The sequence below is a fragment of the Stenotrophomonas sp. X genome (assembly GCF_055721025.1).
On sequence record NZ_CM146756.1, the window covers coordinates 3,546,137 to 3,569,704 of the forward strand.

The 23,568-nt window shown below is 67.8% G+C and carries 19 protein-coding genes; 10 read left to right on the forward strand and 9 right to left on the reverse strand.

Features of this window, described 5'->3' with window-relative positions:
• Nucleotides 1-237 precede the first annotated feature (237 nt).
• Nucleotides 238-1,407 carry an OprO/OprP family phosphate-selective porin gene (locus tag ACZ75I_RS16315; RefSeq protein WP_180867621.1) on the forward strand — a complete coding sequence of 390 codons (1,170 nt, stop codon included), beginning with the start codon at nucleotides 238-240 and terminating at the stop codon, nucleotides 1,405-1,407.
• A 66-nt stretch (nucleotides 1,408-1,473) separates the two neighbouring features.
• The gene (locus ACZ75I_RS16320) at nucleotides 1,474-4,116 is read left to right on the forward strand and encodes a hybrid sensor histidine kinase/response regulator (RefSeq protein WP_180867623.1); all 2,643 of its coding nucleotides are present in this window, start codon (nucleotides 1,474-1,476) and stop codon (nucleotides 4,114-4,116) included.
• Nucleotides 4,117-4,560: 444 nt separating this feature from the next.
• On the opposite strand, the gene ACZ75I_RS16325 is transcribed toward ACZ75I_RS16320, so the two are convergent.
• Genes ACZ75I_RS16325 through ACZ75I_RS16340 form a run of 4 tightly spaced genes read right to left on the reverse strand, consistent with a single transcriptional unit; the run spans nucleotide 4,561 to nucleotide 8,365 of the window.
• Nucleotides 4,561-5,211 carry a response regulator gene (locus tag ACZ75I_RS16325; RefSeq protein WP_154351399.1) on the reverse strand — a complete coding sequence of 217 codons (651 nt, stop codon included), beginning with the start codon at nucleotides 5,209-5,211 and terminating at the stop codon, nucleotides 4,561-4,563.
• A gap of 28 nt (nucleotides 5,212-5,239) precedes the next feature.
• The gene (locus ACZ75I_RS16330) at nucleotides 5,240-6,295 is read right to left on the reverse strand and encodes an ABC transporter substrate-binding protein (RefSeq protein WP_180867625.1); all 1,056 of its coding nucleotides are present in this window, start codon (nucleotides 6,293-6,295) and stop codon (nucleotides 5,240-5,242) included.
• Nucleotides 6,292-7,683: a sensor histidine kinase gene (locus ACZ75I_RS16335; RefSeq protein WP_072167687.1), complete on the reverse strand. Its 1,392-nt coding sequence runs from the start codon at nucleotides 7,681-7,683 to the stop codon at nucleotides 6,292-6,294. Before ACZ75I_RS16335 ends, ACZ75I_RS16330 begins: the two co-directional genes overlap by 4 nt.
• Nucleotides 7,676-8,365, reverse strand: a complete 690-nt coding sequence (locus ACZ75I_RS16340; protein WP_005419188.1) for a response regulator transcription factor — start codon at nucleotides 8,363-8,365, stop codon at nucleotides 7,676-7,678. The genes ACZ75I_RS16335 and ACZ75I_RS16340 overlap by 8 nt, the downstream gene beginning before the upstream one ends.
• A 242-nt stretch (nucleotides 8,366-8,607) precedes the next feature.
• Here ACZ75I_RS16340 and ACZ75I_RS16345 point away from each other — a divergent pair, with 242 nt between their 5' ends.
• From ACZ75I_RS16345 to ACZ75I_RS16360, 4 genes are all read left to right on the forward strand, one after another.
• Nucleotides 8,608-9,747 (forward strand): OprO/OprP family phosphate-selective porin, encoded by a 1,140-nt coding sequence (locus tag ACZ75I_RS16345; RefSeq protein ID WP_472959064.1) that lies wholly within the window; start codon nucleotides 8,608-8,610, stop codon nucleotides 9,745-9,747.
• A 75-nt stretch (nucleotides 9,748-9,822) separates the two neighbouring features.
• Nucleotides 9,823-11,151 (forward strand): CitMHS family transporter, encoded by a 1,329-nt coding sequence (locus tag ACZ75I_RS16350; RefSeq protein WP_005419191.1) that lies wholly within the window; start codon nucleotides 9,823-9,825, stop codon nucleotides 11,149-11,151.
• A gap of 24 nt (nucleotides 11,152-11,175) precedes the next feature.
• A complete protein-coding gene (gene phbB / locus ACZ75I_RS16355; protein WP_005419193.1) occupies nucleotides 11,176-11,916 on the forward strand; it encodes an acetoacetyl-CoA reductase in 741 nt (246 codons plus the stop codon).
• A 202-nt stretch (nucleotides 11,917-12,118) separates the two neighbouring features.
• Nucleotides 12,119-14,416, forward strand: a complete 2,298-nt coding sequence (locus tag ACZ75I_RS16360) for a TonB-dependent receptor (protein WP_472958311.1) — start codon at nucleotides 12,119-12,121, stop codon at nucleotides 14,414-14,416.
• 441 nt (nucleotides 14,417-14,857) lie between these two features.
• Here the strand turns inward: ACZ75I_RS16360 and ACZ75I_RS16365 are convergent, their stop codons facing one another.
• Nucleotides 14,858-16,111, reverse strand: coding sequence for a flavohemoglobin expression-modulating QEGLA motif protein (locus ACZ75I_RS16365; RefSeq protein WP_472958313.1), 1,254 nt, complete (start codon nucleotides 16,109-16,111; stop codon nucleotides 14,858-14,860).
• Nucleotides 16,112-16,234: 123 nt separating this feature from the next.
• A complete protein-coding gene (rsgA, locus tag ACZ75I_RS16370) occupies nucleotides 16,235-17,344 on the reverse strand; it encodes a ribosome small subunit-dependent GTPase A (RefSeq protein ID WP_472958314.1) in 1,110 nt (369 codons plus the stop codon).
• Between the two features lie 113 nt (nucleotides 17,345-17,457).
• Between rsgA and ACZ75I_RS16375 the strand changes: the two genes are divergently transcribed.
• Genes ACZ75I_RS16375 through ACZ75I_RS16385 form a run of 3 tightly spaced genes read left to right on the forward strand, consistent with a single transcriptional unit; the run spans nucleotide 17,458 to nucleotide 20,077 of the window.
• Entirely contained in the window at nucleotides 17,458-18,732 is a 1,275-nt protein-coding gene (locus ACZ75I_RS16375; RefSeq protein ID WP_061479586.1) for a pyridoxal phosphate-dependent aminotransferase, read from the forward strand.
• 3 nt (nucleotides 18,733-18,735) lie between these two features.
• On the forward strand, nucleotides 18,736-19,353 hold the full coding sequence (locus ACZ75I_RS16380; RefSeq protein ID WP_472958315.1) for an SGNH/GDSL hydrolase family protein: 618 nt from the start codon (nucleotides 18,736-18,738) through the stop codon (nucleotides 19,351-19,353).
• Nucleotides 19,354-19,357: 4 nt separating this feature from the next.
• Nucleotides 19,358-20,077, forward strand: a complete 720-nt coding sequence (locus tag ACZ75I_RS16385) for a class I SAM-dependent methyltransferase (protein WP_180867633.1) — start codon at nucleotides 19,358-19,360, stop codon at nucleotides 20,075-20,077.
• A gap of 125 nt (nucleotides 20,078-20,202) precedes the next feature.
• On the opposite strand, the gene ACZ75I_RS16390 is transcribed toward ACZ75I_RS16385, so the two are convergent.
• Nucleotides 20,203-20,982, reverse strand: a complete 780-nt coding sequence (locus ACZ75I_RS16390; protein ID WP_472958318.1) for a polysaccharide deacetylase family protein — start codon at nucleotides 20,980-20,982, stop codon at nucleotides 20,203-20,205.
• Between the two features lie 59 nt (nucleotides 20,983-21,041).
• Between ACZ75I_RS16390 and grxD the strand changes: the two genes are divergently transcribed.
• Nucleotides 21,042-21,968, forward strand: a complete 927-nt coding sequence (grxD, locus tag ACZ75I_RS16395; RefSeq protein ID WP_180867637.1) for a Grx4 family monothiol glutaredoxin — start codon at nucleotides 21,042-21,044, stop codon at nucleotides 21,966-21,968.
• Between the two features lie 121 nt (nucleotides 21,969-22,089).
• Here grxD and ACZ75I_RS16400 read toward each other — a convergent pair whose 3' ends face one another.
• Together ACZ75I_RS16400 and ACZ75I_RS16405 are read right to left on the reverse strand one after the other, a co-directional pair.
• Nucleotides 22,090-22,629, reverse strand: coding sequence for a DUF924 family protein (locus tag ACZ75I_RS16400; protein WP_005419210.1), 540 nt, complete (start codon nucleotides 22,627-22,629; stop codon nucleotides 22,090-22,092).
• A 43-nt stretch (nucleotides 22,630-22,672) separates the two neighbouring features.
• The gene (locus tag ACZ75I_RS16405) at nucleotides 22,673-23,449 is read right to left on the reverse strand and encodes an AMP nucleosidase (RefSeq protein WP_049415280.1); all 777 of its coding nucleotides are present in this window, start codon (nucleotides 23,447-23,449) and stop codon (nucleotides 22,673-22,675) included.
• Between the last annotated feature and the right edge of the window lie 119 nt (nucleotides 23,450-23,568).

A 23,568-nucleotide genomic window follows, 5' to 3' on the forward strand; every position in this document is an offset into this window, starting at 1 on the left:
GCACAGGGGGTGCGACCAATGGACGCCTTTGTACGCGCCAGGCACGCCGGCGCAGATAACCTATTGGTACTAGCCCCCCGGTTCAGGTGGCACAGGTGCCTACACTGGCGGCGCACCGCCCGGAAACGGGAAGGCCGGTGGCCCGGGCTGAACGGCTGGGCATGTCCCTGCGAAAGTTTCGGCCCCTGCGGCCGTTGATGTCCTGTCCACACGCAATCTGAGAGAGCCGCACCCTACATGCGCCCGAATCCCACCTTGCTGGCCCTGTCGCTGGCCGCCCTTCCCGCCTTCGCCTCGGCCGCCGATTTCGACAACTGGCCGACCAAGTACACCTTCGGCGATGGCACCGAGTTGGCCGCTACCGCCAACATCGCCTACGACTACAACGACTTTTCCTCGGCCAGTGGCCTCGAGGACGACGACGCCGTGCGCCGCAAGGAATTCGGTGCGACGCTGAAGAAGAAGGGCGTGTACGACGCGATGGTCTACTACGACTTCCAGGCCGATACTTGGCTGGACGTGTTCGTGCGCTTCGAGAGCAAGGCCTTCTTCGGCCGTGACGTCGGCCGCTTCCGCTTCGGCTACATGAAGACGCCGGTCGGCCTGGATGCGAACACCTCTTCGCGTGCCGGCAGCTTCCTGGAAACCTCGCTGCCGGTGCAGGCCTTCTACGAAGGCCGCCGTACCGGTGTGGAATGGGTGCTGGAGCGCCCGCAGTACCTGCTGCAGGCAGGCGCCTATGGCGGCAAGGACCTGCAGGGCGACAACCCCGGAACCACCCAGGCGGTGCGTGGGGTGTGGACGCCGGTGAAGGCGCCGGGTGACGTTATCCACCTGGGCCTGGCCTACTCGCAGGAGAACCCACGCGGCTACAGCGATGGCCGCGACGTGCACCACGAGGCCAGCGCCCGCCTGCGCGCGCGCCCGGAAGCCGGCCTGACCGACATCCGCTACGTCGATTCCGGCGCGCTGGTCACCGCCGACCAGATCCGCCGCACCGGCCTGGAAGGCATCTGGATCCGCGGCCCGTTCTCGCTGCAGGCCGAAGCGCTGCGCGCCACGGTCACCCGCCATGACGGCAAGCCCGACTTCACCGGCAGCGGCCAGTACGCGATGGCCAGCTGGGTGCTGACCGGCGAATCGCGGCCGTACAACGCCGGCGCGGTGGCCAACATCAAGCCGGCTCACAACTACGGTGCGGTCGAACTGGTGGCGCGTTACAGCCGCCTGGACCTCGACGATGGCGACATCCTGGGTGGCCGCCAGCACGACCTGACGTTGGGTGCGAACTGGTACCTGACCAGCCACTTCAAGTTCCAGGCCAACTACGTGAAGGTCGACGCCAGCCGTCGTGGCGTGCACAGCACGCCGGAGATCTTCGAACTGCGCGCGCAGATGCACTTCTGACACCTTCCACGTCAGACCCCGGCGGGCGTGCACGCCACGCCCGCCGGCCCTGCGTAGACTGCCGCCATGTACTGGCTCAGCCGCCACCGGATGCTGTTGCTGACGATCCTGGTGATGGTCGGTGGCACCGTGCTGTGCGCGGTCGCCGCTGGCCATTACGCCTGGCGGCGCGCGCTCGGCGCCGAAAGCAGCCAGGTGCAACGCCAGCTGCAGCTGTATGGCCAGGGCCTGCAACAGCGCATCGACCGCTTCGGCACCTTGCCGCAGGTCATGGCGCTGGATCCGGATCTGCTGCACGCACTGCGTGTGCCGCCCTCGCCCGGCGAACGGCAGCGACTGAACCTCAAGCTGCAACGTGCCAATGAAGTCACCCGGGCCTCGACCCTGACCCTGGTCGGCCACGATGGTGTGGCGGTCGCGGCCAGCAACTGGGACCAACCGACCAGCAACGTCGGCGAGAACTACAGCTACCGCCCCTACTACCGCCAGGCGCTGGCGCAGGGCCGTGGCCGCTTCTACGGCATCGGCATGACTACCGGCGTGCCCGGCTATTACCTTTCGCAGGCCATCGAGGATGACGGCAAGCGGCTCGGCGTGGTGGTGATCAAGGTCGAGCTGTCCGCGCTGGAACAGGAATGGTTGAGCAGCCCGGACGTGGTGCTGGCCAGCGACGACCATGACGTCGTGTTCCTGGCCAACCGGGACAGCTGGCGCTACCGGCTGCTGCGTCCGCTGCGTGCCGGTGAGCGCCGCGAAATGCTCGATGCACGTCAGTACGCCGACCGTGCCCTGCAGCCCTTGCGTGCACGTACCGAAGACGTGCTGTCCGATGGCGGCCGCATGGTGCGGCTGCTGGATCCTGCGCTGCCGCAGCCGATGCTGTGGCAAAGCCTGGCGCTGCCCGCCGAGGGCTGGAACCTGCACCTGCTGCACGACGCCGGCGCCGCTACTGCTGCCGGTCGCGCGGCCGCCCTGACCGGCGGTGCCGCGTGGCTGGCCTTGGGCTTCCTGGTGCTGTTCGTGCAGCAGCGCAGGCGCTTGGCCAAGCATCGCCTGCGCAGCCGCCGCGAACTGGAAACCCTGCTCAAGCAGCACGCACAGGAGCTGCGCACCGCACAGGATGGCCTGCTGCAGGCCGCCACCGACGCCGACAGTGGTCTCAGCCGCAGCCTCGAACACCTGCCGCAGGGTGTGGTGGTGATCGACCGCGACCTGCGCCTGGTCGCGTGGAATTCGCGCTATCTGGAACTGTTCCGGTTCCCGGCAGACCTGGTGCGCGTGGGCCGGCCGATCGAGGAACTGTTCCGTTTCAATGCCCGTCGTGGCCTGCTCGGTCCCGGCCCGGTGGACGAGGCCATCGAGCGCCGCCTGAACCACCTGCGCAGTGGCCGCCCGCACATGCGCGAGAGCGAAAAGGACGACGGCACGGTGCTGGAGATCCGCGGCAACCCGCTGCCCGACGGCGGCTTCGTCACCAGCTATGCGGACATCACCAGCTACAAGAACGCTGCGCGCGAACTACGCTCGCTGGCCGATGCGCTGGAACACCGCATCGCCGAACGCACCCGCGACCTGGACGAGGCGCGGCGCGAGGCCGAGCAGGCCAACCGCTACAAGACCCGCTTCGTCGCCTCGGCAGTGCACGACCTGCTGCAGCCGCTCAACGCTGCGCGCATGTTCGTCTCAGTGCTGCGCGGCAAGCTGGGCGACCCGGCGCAGCAGCAGACTGCCGATCATATCGATGCCGCGCTGGCGGCGCAGGACGCGATCCTCAACAGCCTGCTGGATATCGCGCGGCTGGAATCAGGCAGCCTGCCCACCCGCGTACAGGCGTTCCGGCTGGGCCCCCTGCTGCAGACACTGGCGCGCGAGTTCGGCATCGCCGCGCAGTCACGCGGGCTGGTGGTGGACTGGGTCGATAGCCATGCCGTGGTGGTCAGCGATGAAGCGCTGCTGCGCCGCATCCTGCAGAACTTCCTGTCCAACGCGCTGCGCTACAGCGAACGCGGTCGCGTGCTGCTTGGCTGCCGCCGCCGTGAAGGACTGCTGTGGATCGAAGTGCACGACCAGGGCCCGGGTATTCCCGACGCGTTGCAGGGCGAGATCTTCGAGGAGTTCCGTCGCCTGCACGACGGCCAGCAGCGCGGCGCCGGCCTTGGCCTGGCCATTGTCGACCGCATCGGCCGCCTCCTCGGCCATCCGATCCGGCTGCGCTCGCAGCTGGGCCGGGGCAGCGTGTTCGCGGTAGGCGTACCGTTCGGCGAAGCCAGCGCGATTCCGGCCACCGCGCCTGCGCGGGTACTGGCGCAGGAACCGGGCGCGGACAACCCGCTGCGTGGGCGTCGGGTGTGGGTGATCGACGACGATCCGCACGTGTGTGCGGCCAGCCGTGCGCTGCTGGAGCGCTGGGGCTGCGAGGTGGCGCTGGCCGATGGGCCACAGGCGGCGCTGCAGTTGGCCAGTGCCGAGACGGTTCCGGAGCTGGTGCTGCTGGATGTGCGCATGGGCGATCACCACGGGCCGGTGCTGTACGAGACGCTGGCGGAGTTGTGGCAGGCACGCCCGCCGGTGGTGCTGGTCACTGCAGAGCGCGATGCGGGATTGCGTGAGATGGCCGCCGAGCGCGGCTGGGGAATGATGGCCAAGCCGGTGAAGCCGCCGGCGCTGCGGGCGCTGATGAGTCAGTTGTTGATCCGGCATCGCGGGTAGTTTCCAGCCAACGGCGCAGCCCTTCGTGGGTGGTCGCGCAAAGCAGTTCATCGGTGGGGCCGGGTAGATGGGCTGCACAGGGGGCGCTGCAAGTACGTCCCTGTAAGCTCGGTCGCCGCATCCATGCGGCTCACGCCCCTGTGCAGCCCATCTACCCGGCCACGGACACGTGCCGTGCGCGTCCACCCTCGGAGAAGAAAATAAGATCAAAAGCAAGTCGCGCGCTGCGCTTGCTTGTGTAGAGCCGAGCCCATGCTCGGCTTCACCGACCGGCCAGAAAGCAGCCGAGCGTGGGCTCGGCTCTACAAAAAGCGGCCTGCCAGGCTGCCTTTGCTTTTGATCCTCTTTTCTCTTCCGTGGGTGGACGCGCACGGAACCTGCCCAGCCTCTCCCATGAACTGCTTTGCGCGACCACCCACGAGGGGCTGTGCCGTTGGCTGGAAACTACAGCCCGATGCCGGCGTCGCCTTCAGGCTCAAGCGCCTTCACCAGCACCGCGGCCTGGGTGCGGCTATGGCACTCGAGTTTTTTCAGGATGGCGGTGACATGCACCTTCACCGTGTTCTCAGCCAGCCCCAGCGTGTAGGCGATCTGCTTGTTGAGCAGGCCATCGGCCAGGCAGAGCAGCACGCGGAACTGCTGCGGGGTCAGTTGGGCCAGGCGGCTGGCCAGCAGCGCATCGGCCTCCGAGCGCTCGGCGGCCATTGCCGGGAACCACAGGCCGCCGTCGAGCACCGCCTGCACGGCCTCGCCGATGGTCTCGGCCGGGGCCGACTTCGGGATGAAACCGGCCGCGCCGAACTGCTGGGCACGGCGGATCACCCGCGGGTGGTCGTTGGACGAGAGGATCACCACCGGGATGTCCGGATGCGAGCCGCGCACGTGCAGCAGTGCGGAAAAACCGTGTGCGCCGGGCATGGTCAGGTCGAGCAGCACCAGGTCCACGTCCGGTTGTGCATCCAGCACCTCTGCCAATGCCTCGGCGCTGGCCACCTCGCGCACCTGCGCCAGCGGCAGGCTCTGCCGCAAGGACTGCACCACCGCCGAACGCAGCAGCGGGTGGTCATCGGCGATCAGGATGGTGTATTCGCTCATACCGCCATTGTACGGGCAGGTCGCCGCCTCAGCGCCCGGCCGGCTCGACGCTGCTGCGCCAGGCATCGAGGAACTGGCGACGCTTGAGCGCGTCCAGGTACACCAGCAGGCCCGGGCCGAGCTGGATCGGACGGCGGCTGCGGCCGGGCGCATCGTCACCCCGTGCGTTGCCGGTCACGATCGGCATCAGCCGCGCCTCGCGCGACAGCACCTGCTGGCCACGCGGCGACAGCAGGTAATCGAGGAAGCGCCGCGCTTCTTCCGGATGCGGGCCGGTGCGCGGGATCACCGCGGTACGCAGTACCACCAGCGTGTAGTCCTCGGGCTCGACGATGGCCAGCGGCGCGCCGGCATCGACACGTGCCTGCGCGTAGGAGCCGAGCACGTTGTAGACCAGTGACAGTTGGCCACTGGCCACCTGGTCCAGCAGCACGCCAGTACGCTCCTCGCGCACCACGTCGTTGTCGCCGAGCGCGCCCAGCAGCGCACCGGCAATGCTGCCGCGCTGCGCGTCCTGGGTCGCCAGCAGGTAGCCGACACTGCTGCGCTCGATGTCATAGGTGCCGACCTTGCCGCGCAGCGGTGCCCCTTCAGCACGCAGCCGGTCGAGCAGCTGGCGGCGCGTGTGCGGCACCTTCGCCGCCGGCAGTGCGCGGGTGTTGTAGACCATCACCACCGGCTCGTAGCTGATGCCGAATGCCTCGTTGCGCCATTGCGCCCACGCCGGCAGCGCCGCGGTCTGCGCCGAGCGGTGCGGCAGCGCATGGCCATCGTTGACCAACTTGGTCTGCAGGTCCATGCCGCTGGAGATCAGCAGGTCCGGTGATGCCGGCCCGCCACGGTCGTGCAGGTAACGCGCGTACAGGTCCTGGGTGATGATGTCCTCGTACACCACTTCGGTGCCGGGGTGAAGGCGCTGGTAGTCGGCGATGACCACCGCGAACACTTCGATGTCGGTGGTGCCGTGGATGCGCAACTGCGCGGTGGCCGCTCCCTGTGCGGGAAAACGGCGCACATCGCCGGGCGCGGCCAACACCGGCAGGGCCAGCAGCAGCGCAACAGTCGTCGCGAACAAGCGGATCATGGACTGCTCCGGGGCAGGCGGATGGTGGCGACCAGCCCGCCCTGCGGGCGGTTGCTCAGGTCAATGCGGCCGCCATGGCTGTCGACCACGCGCTTGACGATGGCCAGGCCCAGCCCGGCACCGCCGGATGGCGCGCCTTCGCCACGGGCGAAACGCTCGAATACGCGCTCGGCATCGGCCGGGGCGATGCCTGCGCCGTGGTCGGCGATGGTCAGCACGGCCTGCTCGCCTTCCACGGTAAGGGCAATCTGCAAGTCGCCGTCACCACCGTACTTCAGTGCGTTGTCGACCAGGTTCTTGATCGCCTCGCGCAGCAGCAGCGCATCGCCGTGCACCAGTGCCGGTTCGGCGGTCATCGCCAACTGCACGCGCGGCGCCGGACCGGCCTGCGGCAGCGCTTCATGCAAGGCCTGGTGCACGGTCTCGGCCAGGTCCACCGCTGCAAAGCGCTGCAGATGCGAACGATGGATCACGCTGGCATCGCTGAGCAGCTGGTTCAGCAGCCGGCTCATATGGGTGGCGTTGCGCTCGATCGCCTGCAGGCTGCGCCGCATGTCCTCCGGATCGTCATCATCCAGCGCCAGCTGTGCCTGTGCGCGCAACGCAGCCAGCGGCGTGCGCATCTGGTGCGCAGCCTCGGCCATGAACGCGCGCAGTGTCTCGTTGCTGCTGGACAGGCGTTCCATGAAGCGGTTCAGCGCCGCCACCATCTGGTCCATCTCGCGCGGAACGCGGGCATCCAGCGGCTTCAGGTCGGACGGCTCCCGTCGCGACAGCTCGCGCTCCACCCGCACCAGCGGCCGGAATGCGCGATGCACGCCGAACGCCACCAGTGCCAGCAGCAGCCCGGACAGCACGCCGATCGCGAGCAATGCGCGATTGACCATGTCCTGCGCGACCGCTTCACGCGCACGCCGGGTCTGGCCGACCTGGACCTGCACCTCGCCCTGCGCCGAGGCAGCGGCGAAGCTGCGACCGACCACCACGAAGCGCACGGTCTCGCCGCTGTAGGTGGCATCGAACAGCTGCGGCTGGGTACCGGGCCGGCGCGGCGGTGCCGGCAGGTCGCCATAGCCGGTGATCAGCGTGCCGCGGCTGTCGGCCACGCGATAGAACACGCGGTCTTCCGGCGCCATCGCCAGCAGGTCCAACGCCGCATACGGCAGATCGACCTGCCACTGGCCATCGACCAGGGCCACCGAATCGGCAATGGACAGCGCCGAGGACACCAGCAGGTGATCGTAGGATCGATTGGCGGCGCGCTGGCCGTAATCGCGCGCGGCGAACAGCAGGGCCACTGCGAACACCGCCAGCAGCACGCCGAGGTAGAGCAGCAGCGTGCGCCGCAGCGAGCCCGGCGCCGCAGTCGCAGCGCGCGCGTCAGCCATCGGCGTCGGCATGGGTATCGCTGGCCTCCAGCAGATAGCCGACACCGCGCACCGTGGTGATGCGCAGCGGTGCGCCGGCCAGCTTCTTTCTCAGGCGGCCAACGTACAATTCGATGGCATTCGGGCCCGCTTCGTCATCGAAGCCGAACAGGCCGTTGCCGATCTCATCCTTGCCGACCACTTGGCCGAGGCGCCCGACCAGGATCTCCAGCAGGCGGTACTCGCGGTTGGGCAGTTCGATCGGTTCGCCGTCGAGGCTGACCCGGTGCGCAGCGTTGTCGAACTGGAAGCCGCCGATCTGCACCACTTCGCTGGCCTGGCCACGCGCACGCCGCAGCAGCACGCGGCAGCGCGCTTCGAACTCGCGGAAATCGAATGGCTTGCCCAGGTAATCGTCGGCACCGACATCCAGCGCCTGCACGCGATCCTCGATGCCATCGCGCGCGGTCAGCATCAGCACCGGCGTGCTGTCACCGCGCTCGCGCATGCCGGCCAGCACGCGCAGGCCATCGAGCTTGGGCAGGCCGATGTCCAGCACCACCAGGTCGAAGCTCTGGTAGCGCAGCACGCTGGCGGCCGCCAGGCCATCGGCCTGCCAGTCCACAGCGTGCCCGCTACGGCGCATCCGGCGGATGATCGCATCGGCCAGATCCGGGTTGTCTTCGACCAGCAGCAGGCGCATGGGCACACGGGTGGGAGGGGAACCGAATGCTACCGCATGCCGCCGCCGCGCTTGCCGGGCACGGCACGGCGAGATCGGCGACACGCTTTTCGCTGCACCGCACAAACCGCTGACAGGACGATGACAGCTTGCCCGACCCAGACTGCGGCCGCGCACCGTCCGGTGCCCACGATTGCCGCGCGCCTGGCGCGCACCTGGGAGGGTTTGTGGAATTCACGTTTGCCTGGCGGCGTCCTGCCGCCATGATGGCGCTGGCTGCCCTGTCGGCGCCGGCCTTCGCTGCCGAAGACGACCGCCCGGTCACCGCCACTCTCGGTGGCCGCCTGCACCTGGACTTCGCCACCTTCGACAACGACAACCGCGGCACCCCGAACAAGGACGACACCGAGATCCGTCGTGCTTGGCTGGACGTGTCCGGCAGGTTCTTCGTGGTCGACTACAAGCTGGAAGCCGACTTCTCCGGCGACCGCGTCGAGGCCAAGGACGTGTACCTGGCGCGCAGCTTCGGCAAGGCCGGCAAGCTCACCGTCGGCCAGTTCAAGCAGTACTTCTCGCTGGATGACCGTACCAGCTCCAACTACGGCAGCTTCCTGGAGCGCGGCAACGCCGGCACCACGCTGGCGCCGCTGTACCGCCTGGGCGCTTCGTGGCAGGCCAACCCGGGTGACTTCACCTGGGCGGCCAGCATCTACAGCCTGGAAAGCATCGACGCCTGGCAGGTGAAGGGCCGCGCGGCCGGTGGTCGCGTCACCTGGGCGCCCACGCCCAGCGACGGTGACGTGCTGCACCTGGGCCTGTCGCTGGCCCGCGAGGCCTACGACAACCCGGGGGCCAACGGCGTGCCCGGCCTGCGTATCCGCCCGCGCCCGGCCGGCCACCTGTCCGACAACAGCCGCCTGACCCTGGTCGACTTCTCCGCCGGCCGCGATACCGACGTCAACAAGTGGTCGCTGGAATACGCGCAGGTGCGCGGCCCGCTGTCGTGGCAGGGCGAGTTCAGTGGCGCCACCTTCGATGATGGCGCCCAGCGCGGCGACGTGATGGCGGCCTACGGCATGCTCAGCTGGTTCGTCACCGGCGAAAGCCGTGCCTACGACCGCAAGACCGGCCGCTTCGCACGGGTCAAGGACATCCGCCACAAGGCTGGGGCCTTCGAAGTGGCGCTGCGTTACGACCAGATGTGGGGCGCGCAGCACCTCGATGGCGCGCCGGACCTGCGCCGTGGCAGCACCGAAGCGTGGACGCTGGGTGGCAACTGGTACCTGCGCGATAACCTGCGCTTCATGCTCAACGTGATCGAAAGCCGCAATCGCGACCGCCTGGCCGGGGTCACAGTGGACCGCACGCGCGCGGTCACCGGCCGCCTGCAGTACGACTTCTAAGCCAGCTGTCCCGGGCAAACCGGCCGGCCCCCTTCCACTCCCCCATATCCTGTTTTTGCAAGGAGTCCGCAGATGATGCTGAGCATCCTCGGCTTTGGCATGGTCATTACGTTCATGTACTTGATCATGAGCAAACGCCTGTCGCCGCTCGTCGCCCTGATCACCATCCCCATCCTGTTCGCGCTGATCGGCGGCTTCGGTGCCGGCATCGACGAGATGATGCTGGAGGGCATCAAGAAGATCGCGCCGACCGGCGTGATGCTGATGTTCGCCATCCTCTACTTCGGGGTGATGATCGATGCCGGCCTGTTCGATCCGCTGGTACGGGTGATCCTGCGCTTCGTCAAGGGCGATCCGATGAAGATCGTGCTCGGCACCGCGGTGCTGGCGATGCTGATCTCGCTCGATGGCGACGGTTCGACCACCTACATGATCACCGTCTCGGCGATGCTGCCGCTGTACCAGCGCCTCGGCATGAACGCGCTGAACATGACCTGCGTGACCATCCTGGCCGGCGGCGTGATGAACCTGACCCCGTGGGGCGGCCCGACCGCACGCGCGGCCACCGCGCTGCACGTGGACCCGGCCGATGTGTTCGTGCCGCTGATCCCGTCGATGGTGATCGCCTGTGCCGGCGTGCTGCTGCTGGCCTGGTACCTGGGCCTGAAGGAACGCCGTCGCCTTGGCGTGGTGACCCTGCCCAAGGGCGGCAGCTGGATGGACAACAGCGTGTCCGATGACAGCAATCCGCTGCCGACCGTGGAAGACGCCGAGGACATCAAGCGTCCGAAGCTGCTGTGGGTCAACCTGGCCCTGACCGTGGCGCTGATGACCGCGCTGATCATCGGCGTGCTGCCGATGCCGGTGCTGTTCATGGTCGGCTTCGCCATCGCCCTGGTGATCAACTACCCGAACCTGGCCGAGCAGCGCCGCCGCGTGGTCAACCACGCCGGCAACGTGCTGTCGGTGGTGTCGCTGATCTTCGCCGCGGGCATCTTCACCGGCATCCTCAACAACACCGGCATGGTCGAGGCGATGTCACACAGCTTCCTGGCGGTGATTCCGGAATCGTGGGGCCCGTACCTGGCGGTGATCACCGCCGTGGCGTCGATGCCGTTCACCTTCTTCATGTCCAACGACGCGTTTTACTTCGGCGTGCTACCGATCCTGTCCGAGGCCGCCGGCAACTACGGCATCACCCCGGTGGAGATGGCGCGCGCCTCGCTGGCCGGCCAGCCGGTGCACCTGCTCAGCCCGCTGGTGCCGTCCACCTACCTGCTGGTGGGCCTGGCCAAGGTCGAATTCGCCGACCACCAGAAGTTCACCCTGAAGTGGGCCATCGCCATCTCGATGCTGCTGATGATCGGCAGCCTGCTGTTCGGCCTGTATCCCCTCGCCGCCTGACCCTTTGCCAAGGAGCCTTCTGCAATGACGCTTCGAATCGCTTACGTCACCAGTGGAATGGGCAGTGTCGGCACTGCCATCTGCCAGAGCCTGGCCCGCAGCGGCCACACCGTGGTCGCCGGCTGCGCGCCCAACTCGCCGCGCAAGGCCAACTGGCTGCGCGAGCAGCGCGAACAGGGCTTCGACTTCATCGCCTCCGAAGGCAACGCCACCGACTGGGCCTCGACCAGCGCCGCGTTCGCCAAGGTCCGTGCAGAAGTCGGTGAAGTGGACGTGCTGGTCAACAACTCCGGTGGCAGCCGCGACCTGCTGTTCCGGCAGATGACGGTGGAAGACTGGAACGCGGTGATCGCCTCCAACCTCAATGCGCTGTTCAACCTGACCAAGCAGGTGGTCGATGGCATGGCCACGCGCGGCTGGGGCCGCATCATCAACATCGGTTCGGTCAGCGCCCACAAGGGCCAGATCGGCCAGGTGAACTACGCCACCGCCAAGGCCGCGATGCACGGTTTCAGCCGTGCACTGGCCGCCGAAGTGGCCTCGCGCGGCGTTACCGTCAACACGCTGTCGCCGGGTTACATCGCCAGCCAGGCGATCAGCAGCTTCCCGCCGGATGTACTGGATCGGCTGGCCGCCTCGGTGCCGGTGCGCCGGCTGGGTCGGCCCGAGGAAGTGGCCGGCCTGTGCGCGTGGCTGGCCTCGGATGAAGCCTCGTACGTGACCGGTGCCGACTATCCGGTCAACGGTGGCCTGTACATGGGTTGAGCCCTCCCCCACGGAGTGCGCGGGGCCGGTGAATCTTCGTTCGCGAGGGGGATCCGGCCCCTTTTTCTATCGGGTTGCAGGACACGCACGGGGGCCTGCGTCGTTCGTTGGTTTCTCGTAAAGAAGGTTTCATGTTCCGTTCGCATAGTGGCCATGCACCGCGCACGCGTGCCGGTGACCACCCCCCATGCAACGGACCACCATGCAGACCCGACACCTGACGATCGCCGTGGCGATCGCGCTCTCCGCCGCCGCCAGCGCCCATGCCGCCACCGCCGCCGATACCGGCGCCAGCACCGATGCCGCGCTGAGCGCGCAGACGCTGGATACCGTCTCCGTGATCGGCCAGGGCGAGACCCGCCAGGTGCAGCGCATCACCACCGTCGACAAGCAGGTGCTGCCGCCGGGCACCAGTGGCCAGAAAATCCTCGACCGCCTCCCGGGCGTGTCGGTGCAGTCCAACGATGCCTTCGGCGCGAACGAAGAATCGCAGACCATCAGCCTGCGCGGCTTCGACAAGAGCCGCCTCGGCTATACGCTGGACGGCATCCCGCTGGGTGACAACAGCTACGGCAACTACAACGGCCTGAGCATTGCCCGCGCGATCATTGCCGAGAACCTGGCCGGTGCCGAGCTGTCGCAGGGCATCGGTTCGCTGGGCGTGGCTTCGACCAGCAACCTGGGCGGCACCATCCAGTATTTCTCGATGGACCCGTCCACTGAATTCGGTGGCCGTGCCAGCGTCACCGTCGGCGACAACAACCAGCGCCGTGGCTACCTGCGCGTGGATACCGGCGACCTCAACGGCTTCTCGGCCTATGTGTCCGGCGTGCACCAGGACCAGGACATGTGGGCCGCGCCGTACCAGAACCAGACCACCCGCCAGTTCAACGCCAAGGCCGTGTGGAATGTCGGCGACCACCGTTTCGGTGCGTTCGTGGCGACCTCGCGCGCCAGCCAGGCCAACTACGCCTACCTGTCCAAGGACATGCTGGCCCGCGGCCTGGGCTATGACTGGAACATCTACGCGCCGGACTGGGACCGCGCCGTCGCTGCCGCGTACTGCGCGCCGGGCACCTACAACAAGGCGCGCTGCAGGTTCAGCGGCGGCGTCAACAGCATCGACGATGCGTACTACCAGAGCCGTGCACTGCGCGACGACAACCTGTATTCGGTCGATGCCGACCTGCGCCTGGGCGAGCAGGGTCGCCTGAAGCTGCTGGCCTACCACCACGACAACCGTGGCCAGGGCCACTGGTGGGCACCGGGCCAGCCGTCCTACCCGGGCACCGACAGGATGCTGCCGATTTCGATCCGCAGCACCAACTACACGATCAACCGCGATGGTCTGACCGCCGCGCTGTCGTGGACGGTGGGCATCCACGAACTGGAGGCCGGCCTGTGGTACGAGCAGAACGACCATAACGTGTCGCGCAACTTCTACTACATCAGCGGCCCGTTCCTGGACGACCTATACCTGAAGAACCCGGACCGCCTGCTGTTCAACCAGGACTTCGACATCCGCACGCGCCAGTTCTACGTGCAGGACCGCATGCGCTTCCTCGACCAGCGCCTGACCGTGGACGTAGGCATCAAGAGTCCGAACACCCGCATGCGCGCCACCGCCCAGCCGGGCGTGGAAACCAGCATCGCCTCGGGCACGCTGACCGCCAAGAAGTCGGTGCTGCCGCAGGTGGGCCTGGGCTTCAAGCTCAACGCCAACAATGAACTGTTCGCCTCGTACGCCGAGAACATCGCCGCCTTCGTCGGTGGCGGCAGCGGTGGCCCGTTACAGGTGTCGCCGGAATCGTTCGCAGCCAGCGCCGGGCTGGAACCGGAGAAGTCCAAGAGCCTGGAAGCCGGCTTCCGTACCTTCGGCGAGAAGTACCAGGCGTCGATCGCGGCCTACAACGTGAAATTCGACAACCGCCTGCTGTCGCTGAACCCGTGTTCCAGCATCGAAGTCGGCACGCGTCCGGAGTGCGTAACGCGCTTCATCAACGTCGGTTCGGTGAAGAGCCACGGCGCGGAACTGACCTTCATCCTCAAGCCGATCGACGGCCTGCAGTGGTACAACGCGCTGTCCTGGAACAAGACCACCTACGAGGATGACTACACCTCGGGCGGCGCGATCGTGCCGGTGGCCGGCAAGATCACGGTGGATACGCCGCAGCGCATGGCCTCCAGCGAGATCAGCTGGAACCGCGATGGCTTCTTCGCCAGCCTGCGCGCCAAGTACACCGGCAAGCGCTACTACACCTACACCAACGACCAGTCGGTACCGGGCGTGACCACCTTCGACGCCGGTGCAGGCTACGACTTCGGCCCGGGCCTGGGCCTGCGCAACGTTCGGGTGTCGTTGAATGCGACCAACCTGACCAACAAGCGCTACGCCGGCCAGCTGAGCTCGTTCGCACCGACCGATCCGAAGGGCACGCGCTATGCGATCCATGCGAGCGCACCGCGGCAGCTGTTCATGACGGTGGCGGCGGAGTTCTAAGTCGAAAGCGTTGCGCTGCGGCGCATCGGTACCACAGCGGGGCGAGGTGGGACGGGCCGAGGCAGGACACGCCGCAAGTACGTCCATGTAGGCTCGGTCGGCGCATCCATGCGCCTCACGGTCCTGCCTCGGCCCGTCCCACCTCGCTCAACAATCCCCTGCGCCGGCACGGAGGCAATGGAAAGCAAGAGCAAAAAGCAAAGCGCCGGGCAGTGCCCGGCGCTTTGCTTTTCAAGCTTTTCAAACGCAATCCCTCTGGTGGATTGCTGGCCGTCTCGCGGAAATTGTCCAGAGCGGGGGGCTTGCGCTGGCCAGGACCGTCCACGGCATGGATGCCGTGGCCGAGCCTACAGGGACGTACTTGCGGCGTGTCCTGGCCAGCGCAAGCCCCCCGCTCTATCCGATATCAATCAAGACGCCACAAACCGCCAACGCATTTCATCATTCCGGCGCCAGCTGGTCCATCCGTATCCGGTTGGCGAACAGCGAGAACGCCAGCATGCCGGCCAGCCCGTTCGCCCGGCTCACCCAATGCGGCAGCCAGCGCGGAGGCTTCAGCACCCCCGCCTCGAACAGCGGCGCGAACGCGATCGCATCGGTCAAGCTCATCTTGCCGGCGAACAACCAGCGGCAGACCTGCAGGCGGTCCTCGGCCAGCATGTGCCGGAAGAAGGTGTGCACCGACACCAGGCCGCGCAGGTACACCGTGTCCTTGGTGAAGGCCAGGCCGCCATTCGGCGGCACGCCGCGGAACACGCGCTGTGCCGAGGCGAAACTCTCCTCTGCGTTCTGCCCCGCATCGCAGAAATAGCGGAACACTTCGATGAAATCGGCGCCTTCGCGTGCCATCGCAATCGCTTCGGTACGCAGGCTGATGCGCTTGAGGCGCTCGATGTCGATGCTGCCGGTGATCTGCTCGGCGAAGGTGGCCAGCCCTTCCTGGGTGGCGGTCACCCGTGGCGAGGACAATGCCAGGCTCGGCAGCACCGGCTGTTCGCGGCCGTTCAATGCGGTCAGCGAATGCACCAGCGCTTCGTGGTGGAACAGCTGCGCGCGGTCGTAGGCACTGAAGCGCGCACTGGTACGCAGGCGGATGCGGGTCGGGCCGGCAGCCGCCTTGGACACCAGCTCCGGATCCAGCTGCACCTGGATGATGCGCGATTCGAAGAACGCATCCAGGTCGTTCTGCAACTGCAGTTGCAGGGCGATGGCCGAGACCGGCACCTGCTCTTCCGGTGCCAGCAGTTCGTGGTCCAGTTCGGCGGCAATCTGGATGAAGTGGCGTGCCGCGTCGCGCGTGCTCGGGCCATTGCCCGGCAGTGGCTGCTCGGGCGCGCCGAACAGCTGCACCGAACAGGTATCGACGGCGGCAGTGCCCAGCCCTTCCAGCAGCTGCGCGGCCAGGTCCCAGCTCTGCGCCGACTGCTGCACATAGTGGCCCAGCGGGTGGCTGTCATCGCAGTCGGCAGCGATCGCGGCCAGCGCACGGCGCTCTTCGCTGAAGTCCAGCCGAGGGTAATCCACCTTCGGCAGCACTGGCTGGCCGCGCGCCACGCTGTCCAGGAACGGTACCTGCACCGTGGCCGGCCAGCTGGTCAGCCCCAGCAGGCGGATGCCTCCCACGGCCTCGACCAGGCGCGCATCGAGCGCTGCATGGTGGGCCACCTCACGGTCCAGCGTCGCGGTCGGTTCCATGCGCGGACTATAGCGCCCTGCCGTGCCAGGCGCAGTGCGCCGCCGCCCGAGCATTGGCTCGGGCGCTACAAGGTGTCCCGGGATACAACCGTTGTAGAGCCGAGCCCACGCTCGGCTGCCCTGTTACCGCCGGCGCGGCTTGGCGGCCGGGCGGAACTGCTGGCCTTTGCCCTTCTTGCCGCCACGTTCCTGCGCGGTCTCGGCCTGGCGCACCGCCAGCTTGGCGGCAGCGGCAGCCACTTCTTCCTTCAGCTTGAAGTAGTTCAGCAGCCGGCTCTCTTCGATCTCGCCAGCGTCGATCGCTGCACGAACAGCGCAGCCCGGTTCCTGCTGATGCTTGCAGTCGTTGAAACGGCACTGCGTGGCCAGCGCTTCGATATCGGCGAAGCCACCTTCGGACAGCGTTTCTTCGCCGGTCGGTTTCAGCTCGCGCATGCCGGGGGTGTCGATCAGGCAGGCGCCGGTCGGAAGCGGCATCAACGCGCGATGGGTGGTGGTGTGGCGGCCGCGCGAATCGTTGGCGCGCACCGCGTTGGTCTTCATCCGCTGCTCGCCGAGCAGGGTGTTGGTCAGCGTGGATTTGCCGGCACCGGAGGAGCCCACCAGCACCACCGTGCGCCCCGGGCCCAGCCACGGCCGCAGCACCGCCACGCTGTCGGCATCCAGGCCGTTGATCGCATGCAGCGCGATGCCCTGCATCTCCAGCTCTTCCAGCACTGCCAGCGCATCCTCGCTGTACTCGGTCTGGTCGGCCTTGGTCAGCACCACCACCGGTTCGGCGCCGCCACCACCGACCAGCAGCAGGTAGCGCTCGATGCGGCGCGGATTGAAGTCGGCATCCAGGCCACAGACGATGAACACCGTATCGATGTTCGCTGCGATCACCTGCTGGTGGTAGTGCTCACCGGCGGCGCCACGCTTGATCGCGGTGCGACGCGGCAGCAGCGCAACGATGCGGATGCCGTCCAGCAGCACCCAGTCGCCCACGGCCGGCCGCTCGTGGCTGGGAAAGCGCGGGCGCTGCCACTCCGGCAGTGACTCGGCCTTGATCGCCGCATCCGGGCCATCGGCCACCACGTAATGGGTCCGGTGCTGCTCGATCACCCGCGCCGGGCGGGCCTGCGGGTGTGCGGCCATCACGGCCTGCCAGTCGGCCTGCTGCGCCGGGCCCGGCCAAGGCCAGCCGATGGTCTGCAGGGCGATGAAATCGGGGGTCTGGGTCATCGCCGCCATTCTACCTGTGACGGCCCCCGGCCAGCCCAGCAATAGCAGGCCCGGAGCCATTGCCATGCACTGCAGCAATTCCGGTAGGATGGAATCCCCATGCCTTTTGACGGCCCAGCCTCATGTCCACCATCTCGCCCAAGCCCCTGGCCATCCGCGAGCGCCTTTCCGAAGTGCGCTACGAAATCCGCGGAGAACTGGCCCGGCGAGCGCGGGAGCTGGAGGCGCAGGGCCGCAAGCTGATCAAGCTCAACATCGGCAACCCGGGCAACTTCGGTTTCCGCGCACCCGAGCACCTGCAGCGCGCGATCGCCGACGACATGGGCCGCACCGACCCGTACACCCACCAGCAGGGCCTGCCGGTGGCGCGTGAAGCCATCGCCGATTACTACGCCCGCCGCGGCGCACCGGATGCACACCCGGACCGCGTGTTCGTCGGCAACGGTGTCAGCGAGCTGATCGACCTGTCGCTGCGCGCACTGCTCAATCCGGGCGACGAGGTGCTGGTGCCGTCGCCGGACTACCCGCTGTGGTCGGCCTCCACCATCCTCAACGATGGCCGACCGGTGTACTACCGCTGCGCCGCCGAAAACGGCTTCCAGCCGGACCCGAGCGAGATCGAGACGCTGGTGTCCTCGCGCACCCGCGCCATCGTGCTGATCAACCCGAACAACCCCAGCGGCGCCAGCTACCCGCGCGAACTGCTGGAGCGCGTGGTCGAGATCGCGCGCCGCCACAACCTGCTGCTGCTGGTCGATGAGATCTACGACCAGATCCTGTACGACGATGCGGTGTTCCAACCGGTCGCGCCGCTGGCCGGCGACCATCCGTGCCTGACCTTCAGCGGCCTGAGCAAGGTGCACCGTGCCTGCGGCTGGCGCGTGGGCTGGGCCCATCTCAGCGGCGACGACGCGCGCCTGGGCGACTTCCGCGCCGCGCTGGACCTGCTGGGCGCGCTGCGCCTGTGCGCCAACGTACCGGGCCAGTACGCCATCGAGGCCGCAGTGAATGGCCCGGACACCATCTCCGAACTGTGCACCCCGGGTGGCCGCCTGTATGAAACCCGCCGTGCGGTGATCGACGCCTGCGAAGCCAGCGAACACCTGTCGCTGGTCGCGCCGGCCGGTGCGCTGTATGCGTTCCCGGCCGTGGTCGGTGCCGCTGCCAAGGGCTTTGACGACCACACCTTCGCGCTGGACCTGATGAACAACGAAGGCGTGCTGGTGGTACCGGGTTCCAGCTTCAACGTGCCCTACCGCCATCATTTCCGCGTGACCCTGTTGCCGGAAGCCTCGGTGATGCGCGATGTGTTCGCCCGCATCGACCGCGTGCTGGCCCGGCGTGCCGAGGACGCGACCAAGGTCGTGCCGCTGAAGCCGCGCCGTTCGGTGGCCTGAGCGGTGGCGCTGTCCTACCTGGCGCTGGGCGACTCGTACACCGTCGGAGAAGCCGTTGCTGTCGAAGGCCGCTGGCCGCACCAGCTGGCCGCCGCCCTGCGTGCGCAGGATGTGGCGCTGGCCGACCCGCAGACCATCGCCACCACCGGCTGGACCACCGACGAGCTGGACGCCGGCATCGATGCGGCTGCGCCCCAGGGCCCGTTCGATTTCGTCAGCCTGCTGATCGGCGTCAACAACCAGTACCGCGGCCGGCCGCTGGACGAGTACCGCGTACAGTTCCAGGCCCTGCTGCAGCGGGCGATCAGCTTTGCCGGTGGCCGCCCCGGGCGCGTGCTGGTGCTGTCCTTCCCCGACTGGGGCGCGACGCCGTTCGGTGCCGGCAGCGGCCGCGACCTGGCCACCATCGAGATCGAGACCGACGAGTTCAACGCAGCTGCCGAGGTGATCAGCACCCAGCAGGGCGTGGCCTTCGTCGACATCACCGACATCAGCCGTGACCAGGGCGGCAACCCGGCAATGATCGCCGAAGACGGCCTGCACCCGTCGGCGCGGATGTACGCATTGTGGAGCGCGCGCGCGCTGCCGGTCGCCGCACGCCTGCTCGATGGAACGGACTGACACGATGGATGGTACGCCACGGAACGGCCCGCCCCTGCCCTGCACACCGCTGACCGCCCCGCAGGCCCGCGCGATCGCCGAAGCGTTCCGCCCGGCACGGGCCTGGGGCAGCCGTCGCGACTACTACTACACCCGCGGCAAGCTCGGCAGCGACCCGTTGTATGACGGCGTGCTGCAGCATCTGCGCGACGACGGGCAGCCGGTGCTGGACCTGGGCTGCGGGTTGGGGCTGTTCGCCCATGTGCTGCGCCAGCGCGGCGGCACCCACCCCTACCTCGGCGTGGACGTGGATGCCAGCAAGATCACCCGTGCCCAGCGTGCCGCCACCGGCCTGCACGCTGTGCGCTTCGACTGCCTGGACGTGCAGGCGCCACTGCCGGCGCAGCCCGGACACGTCCTGTTGCTGGATGTGCTGCAGTACCTGGACGCGGGCCCACAACTGGCACTGCTGCGTGCGGCCAGCGCGCGGGTGGCCGCCGGCGGCCGCCTGCTGCTGCGCACGCCGCTGGCCACCGGCGATGGTCGCGACCGCACCACGCGGGTGGCGGACCGGTTGGCCTGGCTGGTCGGCTGGATGGGCATGCGGCCGCGGCATTACCCCGACCCGCACGTGCTGCAAGCGACACTGGCCGAGGCCGGATTGCAGGTGACGGCGCCGCGTCCCCTGCATGGGCGCACGCCATTCAACAGCTGGTTGCTGGTGGCCGAACGCCCCGCGCTGTAGAGCCGCGCTGCGACGTTTTTCCGGTGCTGCGCACCGCCGCCCGAGCATCGGCTCGGGCGCTACAGTAGCGCCCCCCTTGTAGAGCCGAGCCCATGCCCGGCTGCTCTACATCACCAGGGCCGGCGTTACGGGACCGGCAGCCGCGCTTTCAGCCCGCGCTCGTCCAGTGCCTGCAGCACGCCCTCGATGATCGCCAGGTTGTGACCGTGGGCGGCTCCCTCATGCAGCAGCACGATGGCCCCCGGTCGCAGATCCGGCAGCAGGCGGTCGAGCACCCCCTGCGCCGTGCAACCGATGCCGTCGAAGCCGCGCGCGCTCCAGCCGACCCGGACCAGGCCCAGCCGCTGCAGCACCGGCGCCACGAACGGATTGGTCATGCCCACCACCGAGCGGTACCAGCGCACCGGGCGACCGCTTACCGCCTGCAACGCGTGCTGGCAGCCCTCGATCTCGGCGCGCATCGCCGCCGGGCCCAGCCGCCAGAAGCGCGCCTGCGGATGGCTGTGGCTGTGGTTGCCCAGGTCGTGGCCGCGGCGCAGGATCTCCTGCACCAGTTCCGGCTGCGCCAGCGCGCGCTCGCCCACCAGGAAAAAGGTGGCATGGGCCTGGTGGCGGTCCAGCAGGTCGAGGACGGCACGGGTTTCCGGGCCAGGACCGTCATCAATGGTCAACCAGACGCTGTTGCCGGCATCCGGCAACCGGCTCAGCACCGGCGCATAGAAGCGACTGTTGGGCAGGAACACCGGCACCAAGAACAGTGCGTGGCTGGCCACCATCAGCGGCACCCCCCAGGGCCAGCCCGCCAGGACCCAGACCAGGATCACCAGCAGCTGCGACGCCACCAGCCAGGGCAGCCAGCGCCAGGGCCGGGTCGGAATGCGATGCAATGTTCCTGCGTTGCTCATCCCCCATGATGCCATGAGGGGTAGAATCGATGGTTCGAATTCCCGGAACCCCGACGTCCATGTCCCTCGATCCCGCCCTGCGTTCGCGCATCGAATCCATCCTCAACGCCAACCGCGTCGTGCTGTTCATGAAGGGCCAGCCGTCGATGCCGCAGTGCGGTTTCTCGGCCAAGGCCGTGGGCGCCCTGCAGGACCTGGGCGTCGAGTTCGCCCACGTCAATGTGCTGGCCGACCAGGAAATCCGTGAAGGCATCAAGGCCTATGGCGACTGGCCGACCATCCCGCAGCTGTACATCGACGGCGAACTGGTCGGCGGCAGCGACATCGTGCTGCAGATGGCCGCCAGCGGCGAGCTGAGCAGCGTGCTGGGCCTGGCTGCGCCGGACCGTACCCCGCCGAGCATCACCGTCACCCCGGCCGCCGTGGAAATGCTCAAGGGCGCGCTGGCCGATGCCCCGGGCGCGGCCCTTCAGCTGTCCATCGACGCCGGTTTCCAGCCGAACTTCCAGCTGGCCCCGCACGACGAAGGCGCGATCGCTGCCGAGTCCAATGGCCTGCGCGTGCAGTTCGACCTGGCCAGTGCCCGTCGCGCCAACGGCATCACCATCGACTGGGTGGACGACATCCGCGGCAAGGGCCTGGCCATCGACAACCCGAATGCGCCCAAGCCGGTGCAGGAAATCAGCGTGCGCGATGCCGACGACCTGGTGCGTGCCGGCAACATCACCCTGGTCGACGTGCGCCCCGCCGACGAACGTGAGATCGCCGCCGTCGGCGTGCCGTTCAGGACCTTCGACGGCAACGGCCGTGCCGCGCTGGAAGCCCTGCCGAAGGACACTGCACTGGCCTTCATGTGCCACCACGGTGGCCGCAGCGCGCAGGCCGCCGAGCAGTTCCGCGCCCTGGGTTTCACCAAGGTGTTCAACGTCACCGGCGGCATCAACGCCTGGTCGGAAGACGTCGACAACGGCGTGCCGAAGTACTGATTGACGGCGCGGGGTCAGCGCCCTTTCCTGCGGAAAGCGGATCTGGCCCCCAAAAAAAGGGGACGGAGGGGATTAAGTCGTTTATGCCACAAACGACTTAATCCCCTCCGTCCCCTTTCTTTCAGCCGGCGAAACCGCCTTCGGCCAGGTAGTCCAGTTCCTCCGGCGAGGGAATGCGCCCCAGCACGGCGTTGCGATGCGGGAAACGGCCGAAGCGGCGGATGATGTCGCGGTGCAGCTCGGCGTACTGCAGGTATTCCTTGTCGCCCAGCACATCGAACATCGCCACCGAACGGTCCTGGTCCAACGGGTCCTCGGAGTGCTCGAACGGCAGGTAGATGAAGGCGCGCAGCTTCGGCACCAGCTGCAGGTCCAGGCCTTCCTCGATGGCGCGCATGGCGTAGTGCCGGGCCAGGCCATCGGTGGCATAGGAATGGGCAGTACCGCGGAAGCAGTTGCGCGGGAACTGGTCCAGCAGCAGCATCAGCGCCAGTGCGCCCTCGGCACTGCCCAGCCAGTGTTCACGCCCACGCGAAGCGGCGGCGAAATGCTCATCCAGGAACAACTGGCGGAACTGCGCGTCGAACGCATCGTCGCGGGCGAACCACTTCGCAGGGCCCGCTTCTTTCCAGAAATCCACCACTTGCGCGGCAACGTCCATGACCTACTCCCCAGGGCCGGCGCGCAGCGCCAGGCCATCATCATCATTCATCGAAGCGCAGGTGGCGGACCGACTTGCCGTTGCGCCGGATAAGCTTAAGCGCCTCGATACCGATCTGGATATGGTTTTCCACGAACTGGGAGCTGACCTTGGCATCGGAGGCCTCGGTCTTGACCCCGTCGGGGATCATCGGCTGGTCCGAGACCAGCAGCAGCGCGCCACTGGGAATGTGGTTGGCGAAACCGGCCGCGAACACCGTGGCGGTTTCCATGTCGATGGCCATGCAGCGCATCGCCCGCAGCCGCTCCTTGAAGGCCTCGTCGTGCTCCCAGACCCGGCGGTTGGTGGTGTAGACGGTGCCGGTCCAGTAGTCGTGGCCGAGGTCGCGGATCATGGTCGAGACTGCACGCTGCAGCGCAAACGCCGGCAAGGCTGGCACTTCCGGCGGCAGGTAGTCGCCCGACGTACCCTCGCCGCGGATCGCCGCGATCGGCAGCACCAGGTCACCCAGCTGGTTCTTGCGCTTGAGGCCACCGCACTTGCCCAGGAAAAGTACCGCCTTGGGCATCACCGCCGACAGCAGGTCCATGATGATCGCGGCATTGGGGCTGCCCATGCCGAAGTTGATCATGGTGATGCCATCGATGGTGGCGCTGGCCATCGGCCGGTCCAGGCCGATGATGGGCGCACCGGTCAGCTCGGAAAAGGTGTGCAGGTAGCCGCCGAAGTTGGTCAGCAGGATGTGCTGGCCGAACTGGTCCAGCGGCACGCCGGTGTAGCGCGGCAGCCAGTTGTCGACGATTTCCTGCTTGCTCTTCATGGGCGGTCCGGTACGGCGTGGGGGCCGCCATTGTAGGCGTGCACGGGCCAACCCACACCTGGGCCGGCAACGAAGAAGGGCGGCCCTGCGGCCGCCCTCCTGGTTTCCCTGCGGGAAGC

What these genes read in the sequence shown, in the direction of transcription:
- ACZ75I_RS16315 (WP_180867621.1), top strand. Translation starts at nt 238, where the DNA reads ATGCGCCCGAATCCCACCTTGCTGGCCCTGTCGCTGGCCGCCCTTCCC.
- ACZ75I_RS16320 (WP_180867623.1), top strand. Translation starts at nt 1,474, where the DNA reads ATGTACTGGCTCAGCCGCCACCGGATGCTGTTGCTGACGATCCTGGTG.
- ACZ75I_RS16325 (WP_154351399.1), bottom strand. Translation starts at nt 5,211, where the DNA reads ATGAGCGAATACACCATCCTGATCGCCGATGACCACCCGCTGCTGCGT.
- ACZ75I_RS16330 (WP_180867625.1), bottom strand. Translation starts at nt 6,295, where the DNA reads ATGATCCGCTTGTTCGCGACGACTGTTGCGCTGCTGCTGGCCCTGCCG.
- ACZ75I_RS16335 (WP_072167687.1), bottom strand. Translation starts at nt 7,683, where the DNA reads ATGGCTGACGCGCGCGCTGCGACTGCGGCGCCGGGCTCGCTGCGGCGC.
- ACZ75I_RS16340 (WP_005419188.1), bottom strand. Translation starts at nt 8,365, where the DNA reads ATGCGCCTGCTGCTGGTCGAAGACAACCCGGATCTGGCCGATGCGATC.
- ACZ75I_RS16345 (WP_472959064.1), top strand. Translation starts at nt 8,608, where the DNA reads ATGATGGCGCTGGCTGCCCTGTCGGCGCCGGCCTTCGCTGCCGAAGAC.
- ACZ75I_RS16350 (WP_005419191.1), top strand. Translation starts at nt 9,823, where the DNA reads ATGCTGAGCATCCTCGGCTTTGGCATGGTCATTACGTTCATGTACTTG.
- phbB (WP_005419193.1), top strand. Translation starts at nt 11,176, where the DNA reads ATGACGCTTCGAATCGCTTACGTCACCAGTGGAATGGGCAGTGTCGGC.
- ACZ75I_RS16360 (WP_472958311.1), top strand. Translation starts at nt 12,119, where the DNA reads ATGCAGACCCGACACCTGACGATCGCCGTGGCGATCGCGCTCTCCGCC.
- ACZ75I_RS16365 (WP_472958313.1), bottom strand. Translation starts at nt 16,111, where the DNA reads ATGGAACCGACCGCGACGCTGGACCGTGAGGTGGCCCACCATGCAGCG.
- rsgA (WP_472958314.1), bottom strand. Translation starts at nt 17,344, where the DNA reads ATGGCGGCGATGACCCAGACCCCCGATTTCATCGCCCTGCAGACCATC.
- ACZ75I_RS16375 (WP_061479586.1), top strand. Translation starts at nt 17,458, where the DNA reads ATGTCCACCATCTCGCCCAAGCCCCTGGCCATCCGCGAGCGCCTTTCC.
- ACZ75I_RS16385 (WP_180867633.1), top strand. Translation starts at nt 19,358, where the DNA reads ATGGATGGTACGCCACGGAACGGCCCGCCCCTGCCCTGCACACCGCTG.
- ACZ75I_RS16390 (WP_472958318.1), bottom strand. Translation starts at nt 20,982, where the DNA reads ATGAGCAACGCAGGAACATTGCATCGCATTCCGACCCGGCCCTGGCGC.
- grxD (WP_180867637.1), top strand. Translation starts at nt 21,042, where the DNA reads ATGTCCCTCGATCCCGCCCTGCGTTCGCGCATCGAATCCATCCTCAAC.
- ACZ75I_RS16400 (WP_005419210.1), bottom strand. Translation starts at nt 22,629, where the DNA reads ATGGACGTTGCCGCGCAAGTGGTGGATTTCTGGAAAGAAGCGGGCCCT.
- ACZ75I_RS16405 (WP_049415280.1), bottom strand. Translation starts at nt 23,449, where the DNA reads ATGAAGAGCAAGCAGGAAATCGTCGACAACTGGCTGCCGCGCTACACC.